Source organism: Luteibaculum oceani (assembly GCF_007995015.1).
Taxonomy (GTDB): Bacteria; Bacteroidota; Bacteroidia; order Flavobacteriales_D; family Luteibaculaceae; genus Luteibaculum; species Luteibaculum oceani.
The window spans coordinates 1-19,187 of the sequence record NZ_VORB01000002.1; the positions used below are offsets into that span (position 1 = coordinate 1).

Below are 19,187 nucleotides of genomic sequence, written 5' to 3' on the forward strand. Positions count from 1 at the left end.
TACTTGGATATAAAAAGAGCGGGGATTAACTATGTTGACGTGCTCGAAGCACTATGGCTATATTAAACTTAGTCCGCTCTTTTGTTCTTTCTGTTTATTTGAGAATATAATCTTTTGCAAGCTTAGGATGCCTATAAATAATGCGGGAAATGTTCGCTAAACAAAGTTTTTCGCCTGGTGTTTCCGCCGTGTTTTTATTTTCCAGTTTTTAAAGGGTATTTTAACCTCCAAATAAAAGTCGCGGCTAACCTTCGTGCGGATTAAAGACTAAACGCCTTTAATCCCGCACTATTCATAGCCGAGGCCGTTGTACACCATATAAAATATCGCTTCGAAATTAGGGGATTCCACTATCTTTGATACTATCAAATGATACTATCATGAAGCCGCCCTATGAGATAAACACCAAAATCCTAAAGCTCGTTACTTCCATCTCTGAGAAAATAGGTGAAGTAAATGCCTCTTTTCTGGTCAAGTCTTCGCCAAGCTTAAGAAAACAGAATCAAATAAAAACCATCCACTCTTCTCTTAAGATTGAGGGTAATACTCTAACGGAACAGCAAATAACTGCTATTCTAGAGAACAAAAGGGTGATAGGACCAGAAAAGGACATTAAGGAGGTTCATAACGCGATTAAGGTCTATGAACAGATTGAAAATTTCAAGTTTGATTCATTAAACTCATTTCTTGATGCTCATAAGACCTTAATGGATGGCTTAATCTCTGATCCCGGAGTCTTTAGAAAAGAAGGTGTGGGTATCGTTAAAGGATCAAAAATTGAACATATGGCTCCACCTGCCCAGAATGTTCGGTATTTAATGTCTGATCTCTTTAAATACTTAAAATCAGATGATGAAATCACTTTAGTAAAAAGCTGTGTATTTCACTATGAAATGGAGTTTATACATCCGTTCACTGATGGAAATGGGCGAATGGGGCGTTTATGGCAGACTATTATTTTGATGTCCAAATACCCTGTCTTTCAGTTTATACCTTTTGAAACTTTGATTTCAGAGACTCAAGAAGACTACTACAATGTGCTTTCGATTTGTGATAAGACCGGTAAATCCACCCTTTTTATAGAGTATATGCTATCCGTAGTTAATGATGCTTTGGAGGCGTTACTTAACAATACGGTCTCAATCATTATGAATCAAGATGATCGACTAAAACACTTTTACTCCTTGAACATAAATTCATTCACACGGAAAGACTATATGCAGGTTTTTAAACATCTAAGTAGTGCCTCCGCCAGCAGAGACTTAAAGGCTGGGCTAGAGATTGGATTATTCACAAAGTCAGGCGACAAAAGGCTTACCACCTACCATTTAAAGGAGTAAAAAATACGGTGTACAACAATGATCTGAGCTGAAATCCTAGCTTTGAAAAAATTTTTAATACACCTGAATGGATTATGAAGGGTTTAGTTCCGTTTTTATACGATCAATTGATACTATTTAAAACATGATTTTCAGGCAGTTAATACTTCTTTTTGCATTTCTCGCATTCATATGCAGCCTTTCGGCTCAAGACAATGACACCCTTATCATTTACCCCAATCCATTTACCGATACTGCACATTTTGAAATTAAGAACCTCGAGCAGGATACTATTACCCTTCGGGTTTTTAATCGCTGGGGAGAAACAATCCAGTCCTTTTACGTTAATACCGTACTAAGTGGAAATGTAAAAGATACACTAGTTGCCAATTCTCTGGAGCAGGGAACCTACTTCGTTGAATATCGTGTTAACTCCGGGGAAAAAAATAGGCTCATTACTAAAACCCAAACAACAACCATAGAAGATCTTTACTCTAATGATGAGGTCCTTTCTATCTTTCCTAATCCTACACAAGATGAGCTAAGCATACAAGCCAAGGAGCCAATACATTCCGTGGAGCTCATGGATTTAGTTGGGAAAAAGCTGTTGTTTAGAGATGGTATGCGGGGAAATACAGTTAAGATGGAGCTATATAATTTTATTCCTGGGACCTATGTGGTAAGGGTTTATTTGTGGAACTCAAAAATTTCGAAGCGGATAATTTTACATTAATTACTTAAAAGCTAAGTAATCTATGAGCATATCGGTTTGTTAGGGTTTCAGCAGGGCTTAAATCTTTACTTTGTGCGAAGAAAGTTGGGTATAATCATTTTTCGAATTTTGCTAATCCCGATGGCTGTTTTTAGATTTTTAGTTTTTCAGTTTTTATTAATTACCGTCCTTTCCTGTAATAATCGCGAGGTCACTAAAATTGAGGTCACCTATCTTGATTGGTTTAAAATTCCATTTTCGGATTTGAATGTTCCAGTCGGAACAAGATTCTTTGTTGAAGGAAATGCCATCTGTAAAGAAAAAGACAGTACTCTTTTTATATTGGCCATAGACACATCAGATTTTCAACTGCTAAGCCTCGATGGAGAAGTTGCAGTCAAGGTAAATTCAAATCCTCATTTCAATAACAATTGGAGGAAAATTCCTCCAGGGACCATACCAACTCCAATGTCGGCTGAGCAATTTGATGTTTTCCAGAATTACTTTAAATATCATTTAATTGGTAAATCGGTTTTACCTCTTCTTAATAATGACTCTTTGAATCTTGTAAACCTGATAGAGGGTAGGGTTGTTCTCTTAAACTTTTGGTATTATGGATGTATTCCGTGTATGGCAGAAATTCCGGCACTTAATATGTTGGACTCCATATATAGGGGCGACAAAAATTTTAAAATTTACTCTCTTTTTAGGGATAGTGTGAAAAGTAAGGCCGGTAAGCTATATTTTGAATCTACTGCGAAGAGTTCGGTCAATTATGAAAATTATTTGCCAGTAGATATTGATCTCGAGATAATTCCTAATTCTGCAAATGTTGCAAAAACTCTTTCAATTTTTGGTTACCCCACGAATTTGTTGATAGATGAAAAAGGAATCGTGAGAAAAATTTATGCCGGTGCATCGGTAAATACTGAAGAAAATATTAAATCCATCCAGCAAATTCAATTCGATATCAAAAAACTTCTGGCAGAAAAAAAGGGGTAGTAAATAACCATAGTAGGCGGTAGATGTGTGAAAACAATTTCTATTAAGTTTACCTCCGTAATTACCACCAATTCTCATACCTAACAATTGATATCGATGATTCGTATTCTTAGTCTTTTCCTGGTTTTATTTTGCTTGGCTTGTAATAACGCTATTCCAAGGTTTCAAGATCATGTTCGAATTGCACTTATTCCATTTGCATCTGGAGATACGGCCTACGCTATGCCAGAATTAGTCAAATCAGAGGGGTTAGCGCCTTATCATTGGCGTTTATCCTACCTGCTTACCGGAGTGCCCAAACTGCATGCTCCCGAGAATAGGTATAAAATGGATTCCATCGGTTCCCATTACCCTGATTCCAATCGAGTGATTAGAATGTTCTTGGAGGAGTATTCCAAAGATGAAAGAATGGTAAATGCTTTTGAGACCTCTATAGCTGCAATTATGGACCCCAATTTTAGAAAGGAGAAGATTTATACGATGGACGAAGCGCTAGAAGTTGCATCTGTGTTCTTCTACGCGGATCAGGTAAATCCAGACTCTACCGTTAGAACAAAAGTTTGCATAGGGATAAATGGGGTGGAAGAAGCAAAATGGATGGATGACAGGCTGCTTTTGGAAGCTTTTTGCTATGAGGCAATTTTTACTGAAGTAATAAAGGATTCCTCGGCCCTGGATAATATGTACGACCTACATAAAAGGGCAGTTGTAAAAGCTGCTAAAGATTCTCTTGAAAACCTAGACCAATATTTGTTGGATGTTAGGAAGAACCTGATGGTAGAAATGAGGAGAGAACCGGAGTTAAGAAAAAGACTTCGGGAGTACTATGCTCTACATGAAAAAAGTTTGGCCTTTCAATTAACCGGGGAGAGTGAATAGGCTGAGTAAACTTGCGTTTGAAAATGGAGAGGTAGCGGGATTGAACTGGATGTAGAAAAGTACAAGCGCAGCTGTATCACAATCGTAGGTCATATTGGGTAGACTTTGGTTTTTAACTCCAAAACATTTGATTATAACCCCAAGAGCATGGAATTGAGGAGGTTAGGGGGGCGGTAGCGCTGTTTCCATTAAATTTTTTCGAAAAGTATTTTGCTCTTCGATCCAAACAGACAATGACCCTAGAAATAGTTCTGCAATGTTCTAGGAACTGTGACTGGGGGCACCCGATTTTATAGCGGGTCACTGAGGTCCGTGCACAGGTAGGGCGAGACTGATGGATGCTTGTGATTTTGGGATAAAACCTGTTTTTTTAAAAAAGTATGAGGCTATTAGTATAAATAAGAATCTGAGCTATTTCTTTGACGCTCAATAATGACTGATGGTAATTAACAAGAAATTGTTGACTTTACTACTATGCAGGAAGGGGAAGTGAGAGTTGACTTGTACTTTCTATTTTAACTACTTTTGCGCAAAAGGGCAAAGCCTTAATTGTTACCAGCAATAATCCAACCAACCTCTACCCGCCAGCCAATTGAAAATGAAGACATTAACTAGTAACCAAAAAGCCATTTGGTTTGATCAACTTGTTCATTACAATTCCTCATTATATAACCTCGGCGGGTATGTGCGCATAGCCGGCGATTTAAATTTGAATCTGCTTGAAAAGGCAATTTCGGAAACCATTGCTTCTGCGGATATTTTCCAACAATCCATTCAACTTGTGGAGGGAGAGCCTCAATTTGGTTCGGAAATAGATTCAAGTGCTTTTCAGGTTCATGATTTACGAGGAACGCACAAAACGGAATCTGAGTTAAAAGCACAATTAAAAAACGAGCATAAAATCCCGTTAAATTGGAACGAGGGTGAATTGTTTTCTTTTGGCTTGTTTATCCTTTCCGATGACCTCAGCTATTGGCATATAAAAGTGCATCATGTGCTTATGGATGGTTGGGCTGTTTCGGTGCTGGTAAAAAAGGCCAGTGAAAATTACAACCAACTTTTATTAAAGGGAACCCTTTCGAGTCCGCTTCCCCTATTTGAGGCGGCCGTTCGAGAGGATCTGGAATATGTAGAGAGCGATGAGTACGAAAACGATAAAAGGTATTGGCTAAAGCAATTTGAGACGCTACCCAGTAGTGTTAAATTTCCAGAGCCCACGCCTGCTGCACCAGAAATTGAAGGAAGTTTTAGAAAATCATTTTCTCTGTCATGGAAATCCTATAGTGCGCTCAACGAATTGGCTAGAGCGCATAACCAAAGTACTTTTCATCTTTTTCTTGCGGCTCTATACGCCTACTTTTCAAAGTCCTATCAAATCGATGATTTATGTATGGGTACGCCGATACTGAATCGGCCAAGTAAAGCTTTTAAAAATACGGTTGGTCTATTTACCGGGATAAGCCCCCTTAGAATTCAAGGACCTAAACACCTAAGCATTTCGGAAATAGGGCAAAACCTTCGCAAGCAACTTCGTCAGAATTTCCGTCATCAACGATTTCCTTTAAGCCATTTGGTGCAGGAACTCAAGAAGACTTATCCCAAGACAAACCGGTTATTTGACGCGGTGTTGTCCTTTGAAAAGCACGACTATCAGGTTCGGTTTGGAGCTGCAACAACACAACAAGAGGCCCTTCCACATGGGGATGAGCAAACTCCACTGGCATTATATGTTCGTGAATATGGCGCTGGTGAGCCGGTTACTATCGACTTGGATTTTAGGGGCGAAATATGGGATGATTTCCATTCCAGTCAGTTTGTGAATCAATTCCAGAGCGTGCTTGCGCGTATGGATCAATTGATTGAACAACCGATATCCGAGCTAAACTTGTTGACGCCTGACGATCTCGATCAACAATTAAAGGAATGGAATTATGCCGATAATGCACTGGGCAAGACTGTAGTAGAAATGTTTTCTAATGCGGTTGATCAATTTCCAAATCAATTAGCCGTAGCAGATGGGGAGGAAGAAATTTCCTACGAAGTGCTGGATAAAAGAAGCAATCAATTATCGCATTTACTGGCTGCTAATCACATTTCAAAAGGGGATATTGTAGGGATTAGAACCGATAGAAAGGTTCACACCATAATTTCAATTTTAGCCATTCTAAAGGCGGGTGGTGCCTATTTGCCCATAGATTCTAATTACCCTGTTGAACGACAAAGGTATATGGTTGAAGATGCCCAAATTAAAAGCTTGATTACAGCGGGTGATGAGCAGGTGGATTTGGGTGTACCCGCTTTGAAAATCCAAGATGAAGTACTGGATAGTTATCCTACTACGGCGTTAAATTTAACTATAAACCCTTCCGATTCTGCCTACTTAATATACACTTCGGGATCAACCGGGCAACCCAAGGGTGTTGTTGTAACGCACCGAGGAACGGTGAATCAAAGTTTGGAGCAAGTCAAGGCCTTCGAGGTAAGTCCATCAGATCGCTGCATGCTTTTTTCCTCTTTGTCCTTTGATTCCTCTGTTGCGGAGATCTTCATGGCCTTATTTTCTGGGTCTAGTCTGCATATTTGTCCAGAAGATACCAGGAAAAACCCATCGGATTTTGAAGCCTTTTTAGCACAAGAGCGCATCAGTTACCTAACAGTAACGCCTTCGTTTTTAAGCTTACTGCGTCCAGAAGCTTTTAAGGGAGTTCGTGCGCTATTAACAGGAGGAGAGGCCGTTAAACGCAAGGATATAAGACGCATTGCACAATATTGTAGGCATTTTAATGTGTATGGGCCAACGGAAAACTCAGTTACCTCTACTTTTTACGAATTCGACGAGCGGATTCCAACCGGTATAAATATGCCCATTGGAAAGCCGGTGCCCAATACCCAAGTTTATATACTAGATGCAGATTTAAGCCTGCTGCCGATAGGAAGTGTTGGTGAAATATATTTGGGAGGAGCCCAGTTGTCTAAGGGGTACATACACCGCCCTGAGATTACAGCCGAACGTTTTATTGCCTCGCCCTTTGCCAAGGGAGAAAAACTGTACAAAACAGGGGATCTTGGTAAATTCTTGCCCGATGGAAATATTGTTTACCTGGGAAGAACAGATAATCAGATAAAGCTTCGTGGATTTAGGATTGAAATAGGGGAGATTGAAAATGGACTGATAGAGCACCCCGAAATAAGCAACGCAGGGGTGCTTTTAAAAACCGATCATTCTGGGGAGGGCTACCTCCTTGCTTTCTATGTTTCTAATAAGGAACTCAGCGAAACTGAATTAAAAGAGCATTTGGGGGCCTTCCTACCCGAATTTATGGTACCTAGCTTTTTTCATCGGCTGGAAAAAATGCCTTTATCGGTAAATGGTAAGGTGGACCGGGATGTACTGCATAAAATTGAGTATAGAAAATTATCGAATCCGAAGGAGTGTCAAAATTTAGAAACGGATTTTGAATTTTGGATTGCTGAAAAGTGGAAAACACTTCTTGGAGTTGAAATAGTAGGAAAAGAATCAAATTTTTTCCAATTAGGTGGACACAGTCTAAAAGCAGCTAAGTTTATTGGTCTTTTAGAAAAGGAACAAGGTATCAAAGTGCCTCTAGCGGTACTTTTCGAGCATCCACAATTAGGCTCCTTAGCACAAACCCTGGAAAATGCAGCTCCTGTACTTCAGAAGAACACTCCAAAAAATTTAGGTGCAATTAAAACCATAGCCCTTACGCCTAGTCAAAAAAATATTTGGTTGGCAGAGCAGCTAAATGAAGGAGCAGCTGCTTTTAATATTCCGGTTGGGATAGTCATTAAAGGCGATTTAGATACCCATCTTTTTCAGCAGAGTTTAAATAAGCTGGTTCAAAAACACGAGGTTCTTCGTGCTTATTTTATAGAGGCAGACGGAGAGCTTGAACAAGGATTTAGTGAAAACGTAGAAGTTGCGGTTAACCTTCATAATGATGAGGAACTATCCGCCCTGGTAAAGCAGTACATTCACTATAAATTCGATTTAACCCAGGCACCACTGTTAAAGGCAGGATTGGTGCCTCTTGCATCAGGGGAGCATTTATTTCTCTTATCCATTCATCACCTTATTTCAGATGGCTGGTCGATGAATCTCTTTTTAGAGGATTTGGAATCTTTGTATAGGGGAGAAGAAGGGGTTAAGATAGAAGCAGGGTTTAAAGAATATGCCTTTGCTCTTAATTCGGGAATTGAAAACAAGGCTAATGCACTGGCTTGGAAGTATTGGCAAAATCAGCTGAAGGGACTACGTCCATTGGAGCTGCCATACGATGGATCTCCCCATACAGCTAAATCTTTTGAGGGTAAGGTGCAACGTCTAACCCTGTCTGCAACCATCAATGAAAAGATAAAACGCATTTGCGAGCAACATCAGTTGAGTCGCTTTATGTTGGTTCAAGCCATTACAAAATTGATGCTACACAAGTTGTGTAAGTCCACCGATTTTGCATTGGGTGCACCGGTTTCTGGAAGGGAGACCGTGCAATACCACAACACCATGGGATTATTTGTACAAACGATTCCATTTAGGACTAAAATTGATGCAGAAGCTCCCGTGGGAGACTTTTTACAGCAAATCAAAACTGAAACCCTGGATGCACTGAAGTATCAAGACTTTCCAGTGGACGCCCTTCCGGAAGCTAACCGTCCTGCTTTCAATGTTTTGGTGAGTATGGATGATCAAAACCTAAATAAATCCAGTTCCTGGTACCATCACGATCACCCTCTCATTAAAGCGTTAGAATTAGATTATGGAGTGAGTAAGTTCGATCTGTCGTTTTCTTTCCAAGAAGTGGCGGGGGAGTTACAAACCCATTTGATCTACAACACCCATTTGTTTGAGGACCAAACGGCTAGGTTGATGCTCAAATATTGGGAGAATGTGTTGCTGGAAGTGCTTAGTAAGGATGCTTTTGAATGCACCATTTTGGACTTAAAGTTAGCGGATGGTTCTGAAGCAGAAACCCTAAAATACCTAGGGCTACCAGAAACCCAATACGAAAGGGCTTTTCCTTTAACTGCGGTGCAACGCGATATGTATCTAACCTCGGAGTTGGCTCCCAATGAGGGGGCGTTGAGGACTTTGGGGTACCTATTTGTAAGAGAAAAAATAGATGCTCCAATTTGGCAACAAGCACTTGAAGATCTTACAAAACAAGAAGCCATTTTGAGGACGACTACGGTCGAAAAAAATGGAAAGGTTTATCAAGCCGTTCGGAGGTCCAAGAAAACCAACTTCAAATACATAGATTTCTCGTCTCAGAACCTTTTGGAAAGTGATGTGAAGTCATTGGTGATCGAATACTGTGAAATATCACAAGATGTTCATCAGGAACTTGTAAATCATTGGCTTTTTAAGCTAAATGACACCTGTTATGTGTCGGTCTTGAGTGCACATCACATGCTTTTAGACGGGAGTTCTTTCTCTTATTTTTATGAATTACTAGATGGTTTTTACACTGCGCGAGCGAAACAGCAGGAGCATGTGAAAAACCCCTATACCAGTCCGTTTTACCGTTTCGCCAACGATATAGAGCATCGTTTCGATCGCCCTCAAATGATTAATTTTTGGGAGCAGCATCTAAAAGGGGTAGAACCGCTCAATTACCGAGGGGTAGTACAAAGGAACGCAGAGTATAGAACGGATCATATTAATATGAGCTCTGAGTTATCCGATGGAGTTAAAAAGTTTTGCAAGGAAAATAGAATCCGCCCCGACCTTTATTTCAAAGGATTAGTCGCCCTTATTGTAAGGGGAGTTTGTGCCACCGATACCGACTTTTGTTTGCGCGAAAATCTTTTTGGTCGTTCCAAAAGTAATCTGAACACGCTAGGGTGTTTTATGTCTACCAAACCCTTGCGTATTTATCAAGATGAATGTGACTCCGATAAAGAGTTTGCAGATTTTTGTAAGGCTATTAAGAAGGAGGGGATCCGCACAAAAGACGCTGGAAACATATCGGTTTCGGCACAAAATAAAATTATTGGAAATGAACCGCTATCCTTTTACTTCAATTTCCAAAAATTCTTAGAGCCCGATTCCGCATTAAAGATGAGTTATCTCTACCAGGTATTTCATGTTATGAAAGAGCAGGTAGAGATACGCGTTGGAGAGAATAATACAGGTTTCGACTTTAGATTGGATTACGACCTAAGCGTGTTCAATGGTAGGGATTTCATGCAGCGTTTGATATACCTATCGGAGCAGTTGGTGAATGGGGTTACCACTATTGGCGCCTTAAAATGGACTCTTCCCGAGGAGGAACGTGAATTGGATTTATGGGCTCAAAATCCAGCCGATTTTAATTTTCAAAGCATTACCAGCCTTTACCATAGGAATCTAGATTCGGTAAAGAACAGCAGGGCTTTGGTGTACAAAGATCAAGCTTGGACCTATGGTGAATTGGAGAAGCTAAGTAATCAGCTGGCGCATTATTTAGCAAATAGTGGAGTGAACAAAGGAGACCGTATAGCCCTAATTTGCGATCGCGGTCCCTGGATGTTAACGGGCGTTTTGGCTTGTTTAAAATCGGGTGCAGTATACATACCGATAGCCGCAGATCTTCCAGAGCAAAGAATAGCATACATTTTAGAAGATGCGCAACCAAAATTGGTACTGAGTGATGTTGAAGATTGGAGAAATACGTTTGAAGCAAGCTCCTTCGATGTGGTCTTGCAAGAAAAAGAGGACTTTGTTCCCGTAGCTTTAAACCCAGAGGATAGCGCCTATATTATATACACTTCTGGAACTACTGGTGTGCCAAAAGGGGTGGAGGTTCAACACAAAGCCTTATCTAACATTTCTCAGTCTTGGACACAGACTTACGGACTGGATAAAGAAAGGCCTAAATTATTGCAGTTGGCCAGTTTTTCCTTTGATGTTTGCACGGGAGATTTTGTACGAAGCTTGGCAAATGGAGGGAATTTAATCATTTGTCCTTCTGATATTCGCCTCGATCCAGCATCTATGTATCAATTGTTGGAGGAACACGAAATTAATGTGTTTGAGGGAACTCCTGGGTTAGTGGAACCCTTAATGCGATATGTATCCGAAAACGGAAAGTCGCTTAGCTATTTAAAACTTCTTATCATTGGCTCTGATACCCTGCAGATAGCAACCTATAAATGGTTAAGAGCAGAATTTTCGAAGGATATCAGAATTATTAATAGCTACGGGGTAACAGAAGCATGTATCGATTCTGCGTGTTTTGAGGACGAAATCCCAGAAAAGCTGTACTGCAAAACTACCCCCATTGGAAAACCTTTGCATAACTCCAAAATGTTGGTTTTGGATTATCGCAAACAAAAGGTTCCGGTGGGTATTCCGGGTACACTTTACATTGGTGGAACGGGCTTAGCAAAAGGATATGTGAACCAAGACCTTTTAACGCGCGAAAGGTTCGTTCAAATTAATGATGAAAAGTACTATGCCACGGGAGATCAAGTTAGGTGGCTTCCGAATGGGGATGTGGAATTTTTAGAAAGAACCGATAACCAAGTTAAGGTAAGAGGTTATCGCATTGAACTGGCCGAGATTGAGTATCAGCTTAATCGGATTTCGGAAATCGAAAAAGCCATTGTTTCCGCTCCGAAATTAGACGGAGATAGACAATTGGTAGCCTATTTAAAAGCAGCTAAGGAAATAAAGCCACAAAGAATTAAGGAAGTTCTTTCTGCAATGCTTCCAGAGTACATGGTTCCCCAACACTTTATTTTTATTGAAACCTTCCCCTTAACTCCAAACGGTAAAATCGATTACCCTGCATTACCCGGAATTGAACAGTCTGAGTTGTCTTCCACCTTTGTCGAACCGAGAAATGATCTCGAGGAGCAAATGTGCGCCATTTGGGCCAGTGTTTTAAATAGAGAAAGGGTTGGAATTGCAGATAACTTTTTTGAGCTAGGTGGCCACTCGTTAAGGGCCACGGAATTGGTTTCCCGGATAAAAAAGGAGCTGAAGGTAAAGCTGCCTTTAAATAGAATCTTTAATGCTCCAAGGATTATTGATTTTGTGTTAGACTGGCCAGATAAATCAAAAAATGATTTGGGTCTGGCTAAGGCTCCAGTTCGGCGCTTTTACCCTTTGTCCAGTGCTCAATTGCGGACTTATTTGCTCCAGGCTATGGATCTTGAGGCAACTACCTACAACATGCCTGCTGGTTTTGAATTGAAAGGCAAGTTGGATCTGGAAAAACTGAAACAGGCATTCTTTCAACTCAGTGTATTGCACGAGGTACTGCGAACTTCTTTTCACTTGGAGAACGGGTTGCCGGTGCAGCAAGTGCACGATCAAATTGAAATACAAATAGATCGTTCTTACGAGAAAAATGCTCAGTTAAACGAAGTTCTTCAAACCTTTGTTCAACCCTTCGATTTAAGTAAGGCCCCTCTGTTCCGTTTGCATGTGAATAGTTTCACAGCAACCCATCATTTATTAATGATGGATATACACCATATTATCTCGGATGGGGTTACAGTTCAGGTTCTGGTTAGAGACTTGATGAACTTGTACGCTGGGATTTCGAGAAGCAAACCCACTTTTCAATACAAGGATTTCGCTTGGTTCCAACATCAAGAGGATAATGCACAACAACAGGTTCTGAGAAACTATTGGTTGAGTCAATTTTCGGATGGAGTTCCAACTCTGGATTTTCCAAGCTCCTTCCCTCGACCAAAATCTCTTTCGGGCAAGGGAAAAAGACATACAGAAATTTGGGACGAAGCAGTATTACAGAGGCTTAGAAGTTTCTCAAAAAGCCATAATTGTACGCTCCAGCAAGTACTTAATGCGGCTTGGATAGTTCTAGTACATAGATACACTGGTAAGTCGGATTTGGTGATTGGACAACCGGTTTCTGGAAGAACACTTTCCGAAACGCAAGATATGGCTGGTATGTTTGTAAATACTCTCGCGCACCGATATCAAATAAATCCAAATGACGACTTTTTATCTTTTATAAAAAGAGCTTCAGACCGACAACTTGAGGGACTTGACCACCAAGATTTTCCTTTCGAAAAACTGGTGGATGCATTAAAACTTCAACACGATAGAAGTCGACATCCCATTTTTGATGTGGCATTCTCCTATTTAAAACCAGATATACAGGAGTTTAAGTTGTCTGGTTTAGACATTAAGCAACTTAAGCTGGAACACCGGTCTGCCAAGTTCGATCTCCTGGCAGAGGTGGTCGAAATGAACAACCACTTACAGTTAGAACTGGAATACTCTACGGACCTGTTTGATGCTGAATTTATGGAGCAAGTAGCCCGTGATTACCAATCGTTGTTATGCGAATTAATAGCGGCTCCTGAACAGCAAGTTGGGACCATTCCTTTCCTTAACCAAGAGGAAATTGAAAGGATAATAAATGCGACAGACTATACGAACGTAGCTTTCGATCACGGGGAGCTAATTCACACGTATTTTGAAAAACAGGTAGCGCAATATCCAGACAAAACAGCACTAGTTTACCAAGGAGAAACATTATCGTACCGCGACTTAAACAAACGCGCAGAGCTAATTGCAAGTCATTTGCCCCAGGGAGGCGAAAGAATAGCCTTGTTATTTGATAAGGGCTTTGAGATGATTGCTTCTATTTTGGCCGTTTTAAAATCTGGAAACTGCTACGTTCCTATAGATCCAAACTACCCTGAAGAAAGAATAAACTTTACCATAAAAGACTCCGAAGCAAGCCTATTGTTGTGCGATCATGCGATACTTGGAAATTATGGAACAAAACTTATCGCTACCTCTGCGTTAAAAGAGCGCGGAAACAATCCCCTAGATTACGCTATTTCTTCTGATTCTGAAGCCTATGTTATATATACTTCAGGCTCTACGGGTAAGCCGAAAGGGGTTCCTATAACCCATCAAAATGTAAGTCGCTTGTTTTTTAACCAAGAACAATTGTTCGATTTCTCAGAAAAAGATGTTTGGACATTGTTTCACTCCTATTGTTTCGATTTTAGTGTATGGGAAATGTATGGGGCGCTGTTGTTTGGGGGGAAGCTAATTATTGTAGACAAGGCACTTGCCCAAGATTCAGGAGCTTTTGCTTCGGTGGTGGAAAAGGAAAAGGTTAGCGTTCTTAATCAAACCCCGAGTGCTTTCTTCAATTTTGCGGATTTTGCGATTGCCAAAAAATTAAATCTATCCCATCTTAAGCAGGTTATTTTTGGAGGAGAAGCCTTAGCGGTAAAGCAATTAAAGCCCTGGTTCAATCAATTCCCCGATGTGCAGCTCATTAATATGTATGGTATTACGGAAACTACAGTTCACGTTACCTACAAAGAGATTGGGAAAGCAGAAATTGAGGCGGGATGGAGTAATATAGGAAAGCCCATTCCTACGCTGGGTATGCTAATTTTAGATAATCAGCTCAACATCGTTCCAGAAGGTGTTGTGGGTGAAATGTGCATTTATGGAGCGGGCCTTTCTAAAGGGTATCTAAATCGACCGAAACTAACAAAAGAGAAATTTACGCATATAACTGCTCCTGTCAGCAGGTATATATACCGCTCTGGAGATTTGGCACGCCTAAAAAAGAATGGTGAGGTAGAATATATCGGTAGAGCAGACAGCCAAGTAAAAATAAGAGGATACCGCATAGAAATAGGAGAGATTAACAATGTTCTTTTGAACCTAGATCAAATAAAGCAATCTACCGTTCTGGCCCACAAAGATGCTAGGGGAGAATCGTATTTGGCAGCTTATTATATCGGGGAAATATCAGAACAAGAAGTTAAACGTTCACTTTCAGCTGCCCTGCCTGCACACATGATTCCCTCTTGGTTTGTTCCAATGGATGTTTTTCCACTTACCAAAAACGGTAAACTTGATGTAAAAGCGTTTCCGATTCCTCATCTAGATCGGTTAACAACCGAAAACATAGTCCTGCCGCATACGCCAACAGAAAAGCAGTTGCAATCTATTTGGTCGGAAGTACTGGGGATTGAGGAATTTGGTGCGGATCAGGGCTTTTTTGAGGTAGGTGGGCACTCGCTTGCAGCGGCTAAAGTGGTTGGAAAAATACACGAGTCCTTTGGAAAGCAAATTGAACTGTCGTTTTTATTTGCTAATCCCAGTATACAAAGGCTAGCTCAGAAATTAGACGAGCAGCAGTCAGCTAAGGCAAAACGGATACCTAAAGTTGCAAAATCGGAGTTTTACCCATGTTCCTCTGCCGAGCAACGGATATTTGTAATTCACCAAATGCATACTGAGGATACGACCTACAATATTCCTGGAGTATTTGAGGTTGATGGTGCGTTGAACCTGGAAAGGCTTCAAAAAGCCGTAAACGATCTGGTAGAAAGGCATGATGTATTACGGACCAACTTTTTCATGCAAAACAATGCGGTTCACCGAACAGTCCACGATCAACGGGAGGTACCCATATCGGTAAAATCGAGTGAACGCGCACTTTCTGAAGAAATTGGTGAATTTGTACGACCATTTGATTTGGAAAAAGAGGCTTTATTCCGAATACAAATTACCTACATAGGCCAGCATATTTATTTGCTTTTCGATATACATCACATCATCTGTGATGGCATATCCATGGAAATTCTTATTTCCGAGTTAAACGATTTATATCAAGGAACTCGGTTATCGCCTCTTGATATCGGATACAAGGATTTTGCCAGTTGGCAAAAACAATGGGTTAAAGGAGCCGATTATCAGAAGGAGAAAGCATATTGGCTTGAGCAGTTCGAGGAGGAAGTTCCCGTATTAAACCTTCCAACGGACTTTGTAAGGCCAGCGGTGAAATCAAACGAGGGAGCTCGTTATCACTTTCAAATCCCAGCGGAGTTGGGAAATAAAATTCGCACGCTTGCAAAGGAGGTGGAAGCAAGCCCATTTACGGTGTTTTTAACGGGACTTAAACTCCTTCTGGCAAAGTATAGCGGTCAAACAGATCTCATAATTGGAACACCGGTTTCGGGTAGGACACACCCTGAATTGGATGCGATTATGGGGATGATGGTGAATACCCTCGCCATTCGAAGTCAGCTCAACTGGAATACCCCCTTAATTAAAGCCTTGGAGGAGGTACGCTTATCCAGCTATAACGCCTTGTCGAACCAAAACTATCCTTTCGAAGATCTTTTGGATGCATTGAATGTGCACAGGGATATGAGTCGAAATCCCTTGTTCGATGTGATGTTTTCTTACCAGCATGATGGGACCGAAACCATTCGTTTTTCGGAATCTAATTTTACTCCGATAAACTTCGAGCATCCCATTTCCAAAATGGATTTAACCCTCGACGTTGCCGGAAAGGATAATGGTGGATTTAACTTAAGCATTGAATATGCTACTAAGCTCTTTAAAAAGAGTACAATAGAGCGGTTATCGCAACACTTTACATATTTGCTTGAGCAATTTGTAATTACGCCAAACCAGGCGCTAGCTAGCTTTGAGTTGCCTACAAATGTTGAGAAACGGCAGTTGATCTACGGGTTTAATAATACCCTAATGGATTTCAGAAGAAGCGTGTGCATTGGTGGTATGTTCGAGGAAAGTGCCTTAAAATATCCCAACGATTATGCCGTGGTTGATGACCGTAACTCCTGGACCTATGCCCAACTTGCAGCGTATACCGGAAGAATTGCAGGAAAGCTGCAAAGCCTTGGTTTAAAGAAAAATGCTAAGGTGGCAATGATGATGGAGCGGTCTGCTGCCTTAATTGCGGTGCAAATGGGAATTCTTAGGGCAGGCTATACCTACGTTTATTTAGATCCAAAATTACCCGAAGACCGCATTGCTTACATTTTAAGTGACTGTAATGCTGGTTTGTTGGTTAGTCCCACTCCAGTTGCAGGGGTTGAGTGTGAACAACTTTCCTTTGATGCGCTCAATGCTCCTTGTGATGTAACCATTAAAAGCAACTCATCGCAAGATGATTTAGCCTACATCATATACACCTCAGGAACTACCGGAATGCCAAAAGGTGTTGCGGTGGAGCACAAATCCGTTTTAAATCTGGCGCATTGGTTCTCCAACGCGTATAATCTAAGGCAGCACCGAAATCTTATTCAAATGACGAACATGAGTTTCGATGTTGCGGTTGAGGAAACCTTGGTGCCCTTGATGTATGGAGCCTGTGTCCACATTGCGTCTAGGGAGGTTGTATTGGATAAAAAAGCGTTTTATGAGTTTGTGGAAAGCCGACAAATTGATATCGCTCAATTTGTACCCTCTACCCTGCAAAAGTTGGTCGTAGAGAACGAAAAAATGTCCTCTTTAAAGATTTTAATTTGCGGAGGCGAGCGCTTAAACAAGGAATTAAAAACGCAAGTATTAAATAAGGGCTACGAGTTGTATAACCACTATGGCCCCACAGAGACCACAGTAGATTCTCTAGTTTGGAAGTGCTCTGGACACAACGCAAGGTTAGTGCATAGAAGGGTAGGGGCAAATGCGCTTAAAAATCCTAACAAGATTGCAGTAGCCACTAAGAACGATCAAATATCCTACAGCGAGCTTCAATTTAAATCCGAGCAATTAGCTGCCTTTTTACAACAAAATGGGGTGGGCAAAGGAGATGTGGTAGCAATTTCGTTGGAGCGAAGCGTAGACTTGGTTGTAAGTATCTTAGGAGTAATGATTGCAGGTGGAGCCTATTTACCTATTGATGCGACCGCACCAAAGGGCAGAGCCGAATACATGCTTAAAGACAGCAAAGCCAAGTTTATCATCGCTAGACCTGGTATTCACGAAAACCTAGAAGTAAGAACAAGCCGATTAAATATAGAAGATCCTAAACTTTTTAATCCGGAACAGCCTTTCTCCCCGGTTGGAATTACAACAGAGGATTTGGCCTATGTTATCTACACTTCGGGTTCTACAGGAAATCCTAAAGGCGTACAAATAGAGCATGCTTCGTTAAACAATTTCTTGCAAACCACCATGGCACAATATGCCAATGTCTTTAGTGATGAAGATGTTTGTTTGAGTTTAACTAACATTTCCTTCGATGTTAGTGTCTGCGAGATTTTTATTTCCCTAGTGCATGGCGCAAAATTGTTCATGTTGGATAGGTTGGATATTTATGACATAAACCTTTTAGCTCATACTATAATTGAGCAGGAGGTGAGTTTTGCTTACATCCCCCCCTCATTATTGCAAGATGTACATGCCAAACTGTTACCTCACAAGGGGAATCTAAAGTTTAATAAGTTGATGGTAGGGGTAGAACCTATTCGAGATCATGTGCTTCAATCCTTTAAGGCACTCCATCCGAATATGGTGGTTATGAATAGCTATGGACCAACTGAATCTACCATTTATTGTACCTCTTTAGATGTTCCCGTGCAGGAACCTAAGGGAGACATTGTTCCTATTGGTCGTCCAATATTCAATACCCAGATCTACATCTTAAACGAGTTTGATCAGTTACAACCGGTGGGGGTACCTGGCGAGTTATGTATTTCTGGAGAAGGATTGGCCAGAGGTTATTTAAATCAGCCAGAATTAACCGCTGAGAAATTTACGATGAACCCGATTACTAAAAACGAGCGAATGTACCGAACAGGCGATATCGCGCGGTGGCTTCCGGACGGAACTATTGAGTTTGTGGGGAGAAAGGATTTTCAGGTAAAAATTCGCGGATTTAGAATAGAACCTGGCGAAATTGAGAACCAAATGCTGGCCATTCCAAAGATTAAACAAGTTTTGGTATTGGCCTTAGACGATAAGGAGGAGAAATATCTTTGTGCGTATTATACGGCAAAAGAGGAGCTGAAACAGGAAGAAATAAAGGCTCATTTATCGGCCTCACTTCCCGATTACATGATCCCAGAGCACTTTGTGGCTTTGGATTATTTTCCATTAACCAAAAACGAGAAGGTAGATCGCAAGGCATTACCAGTACCAGAGCGAAACCTAATGCATAGTGAGGAGGATTACGTAGCACCAAATACGGATACCGAAAAACTAATTCAATCTTGGTGGGAAGAAACCTTAGAAACCAAGCCAATTGGTATTAACATGAATTTCTTCGAACTAGGAGGAAACTCGCTTAAAATCATTGGACTTTTTGGTAAAATGAAAGAGCAGTTCCCAAATCAAATTGCGGTAAACGACCTATTCGATAAACCCACAATTCAGCTTCAAGCAGCACATATCGATGCCCTAAAGCAGAAGAATGCGGAGTCAACAAAAGAGCAAAACGGTAACTCCGAGGAGCAAGAGCAACAATTACAATCCCAAAACAAGCGTCTGAGACGTGTAGAATTTTAAAATATAT

General features: G+C 40.8%; 5 protein-coding genes. All 5 read left to right on the forward strand.

Going from position 1 to position 19,187, the window contains the following annotated elements:
- Nucleotides 1-380 precede the first annotated feature (380 nt).
- The 5 genes from FRX97_RS02235 to FRX97_RS02255 all read left to right on the forward strand — a co-directional run bounded on the left by FRX97_RS02235 (nucleotide 381) and on the right by FRX97_RS02255 (nucleotide 19,180).
- Nucleotides 381-1,340, forward strand: a complete 960-nt coding sequence (locus FRX97_RS02235; RefSeq protein ID WP_147012950.1) for a Fic family protein — start codon at nucleotides 381-383, stop codon at nucleotides 1,338-1,340.
- A gap of 124 nt (nucleotides 1,341-1,464) precedes the next feature.
- The gene (locus FRX97_RS02240; protein WP_147012952.1) at nucleotides 1,465-2,052 is read left to right on the forward strand and encodes a T9SS type A sorting domain-containing protein; all 588 of its coding nucleotides are present in this window, start codon (nucleotides 1,465-1,467) and stop codon (nucleotides 2,050-2,052) included.
- Between the two features lie 243 nt (nucleotides 2,053-2,295).
- Nucleotides 2,296-3,033: a TlpA disulfide reductase family protein gene (locus FRX97_RS02245; protein ID WP_170226994.1), complete on the forward strand. Its 738-nt coding sequence runs from the start codon at nucleotides 2,296-2,298 to the stop codon at nucleotides 3,031-3,033.
- Between the two features lie 96 nt (nucleotides 3,034-3,129).
- Nucleotides 3,130-3,912 (forward strand): hypothetical protein, encoded by a 783-nt coding sequence (locus tag FRX97_RS02250; protein ID WP_147012956.1) that lies wholly within the window; start codon nucleotides 3,130-3,132, stop codon nucleotides 3,910-3,912.
- 598 nt (nucleotides 3,913-4,510) lie between these two features.
- Complete coding sequence (locus FRX97_RS02255) at nucleotides 4,511-19,180, forward strand: non-ribosomal peptide synthetase (protein WP_147012958.1); 14,670 nt, start codon at nucleotides 4,511-4,513, stop codon at nucleotides 19,178-19,180.
- Nucleotides 19,181-19,187 lie beyond the last annotated feature (7 nt).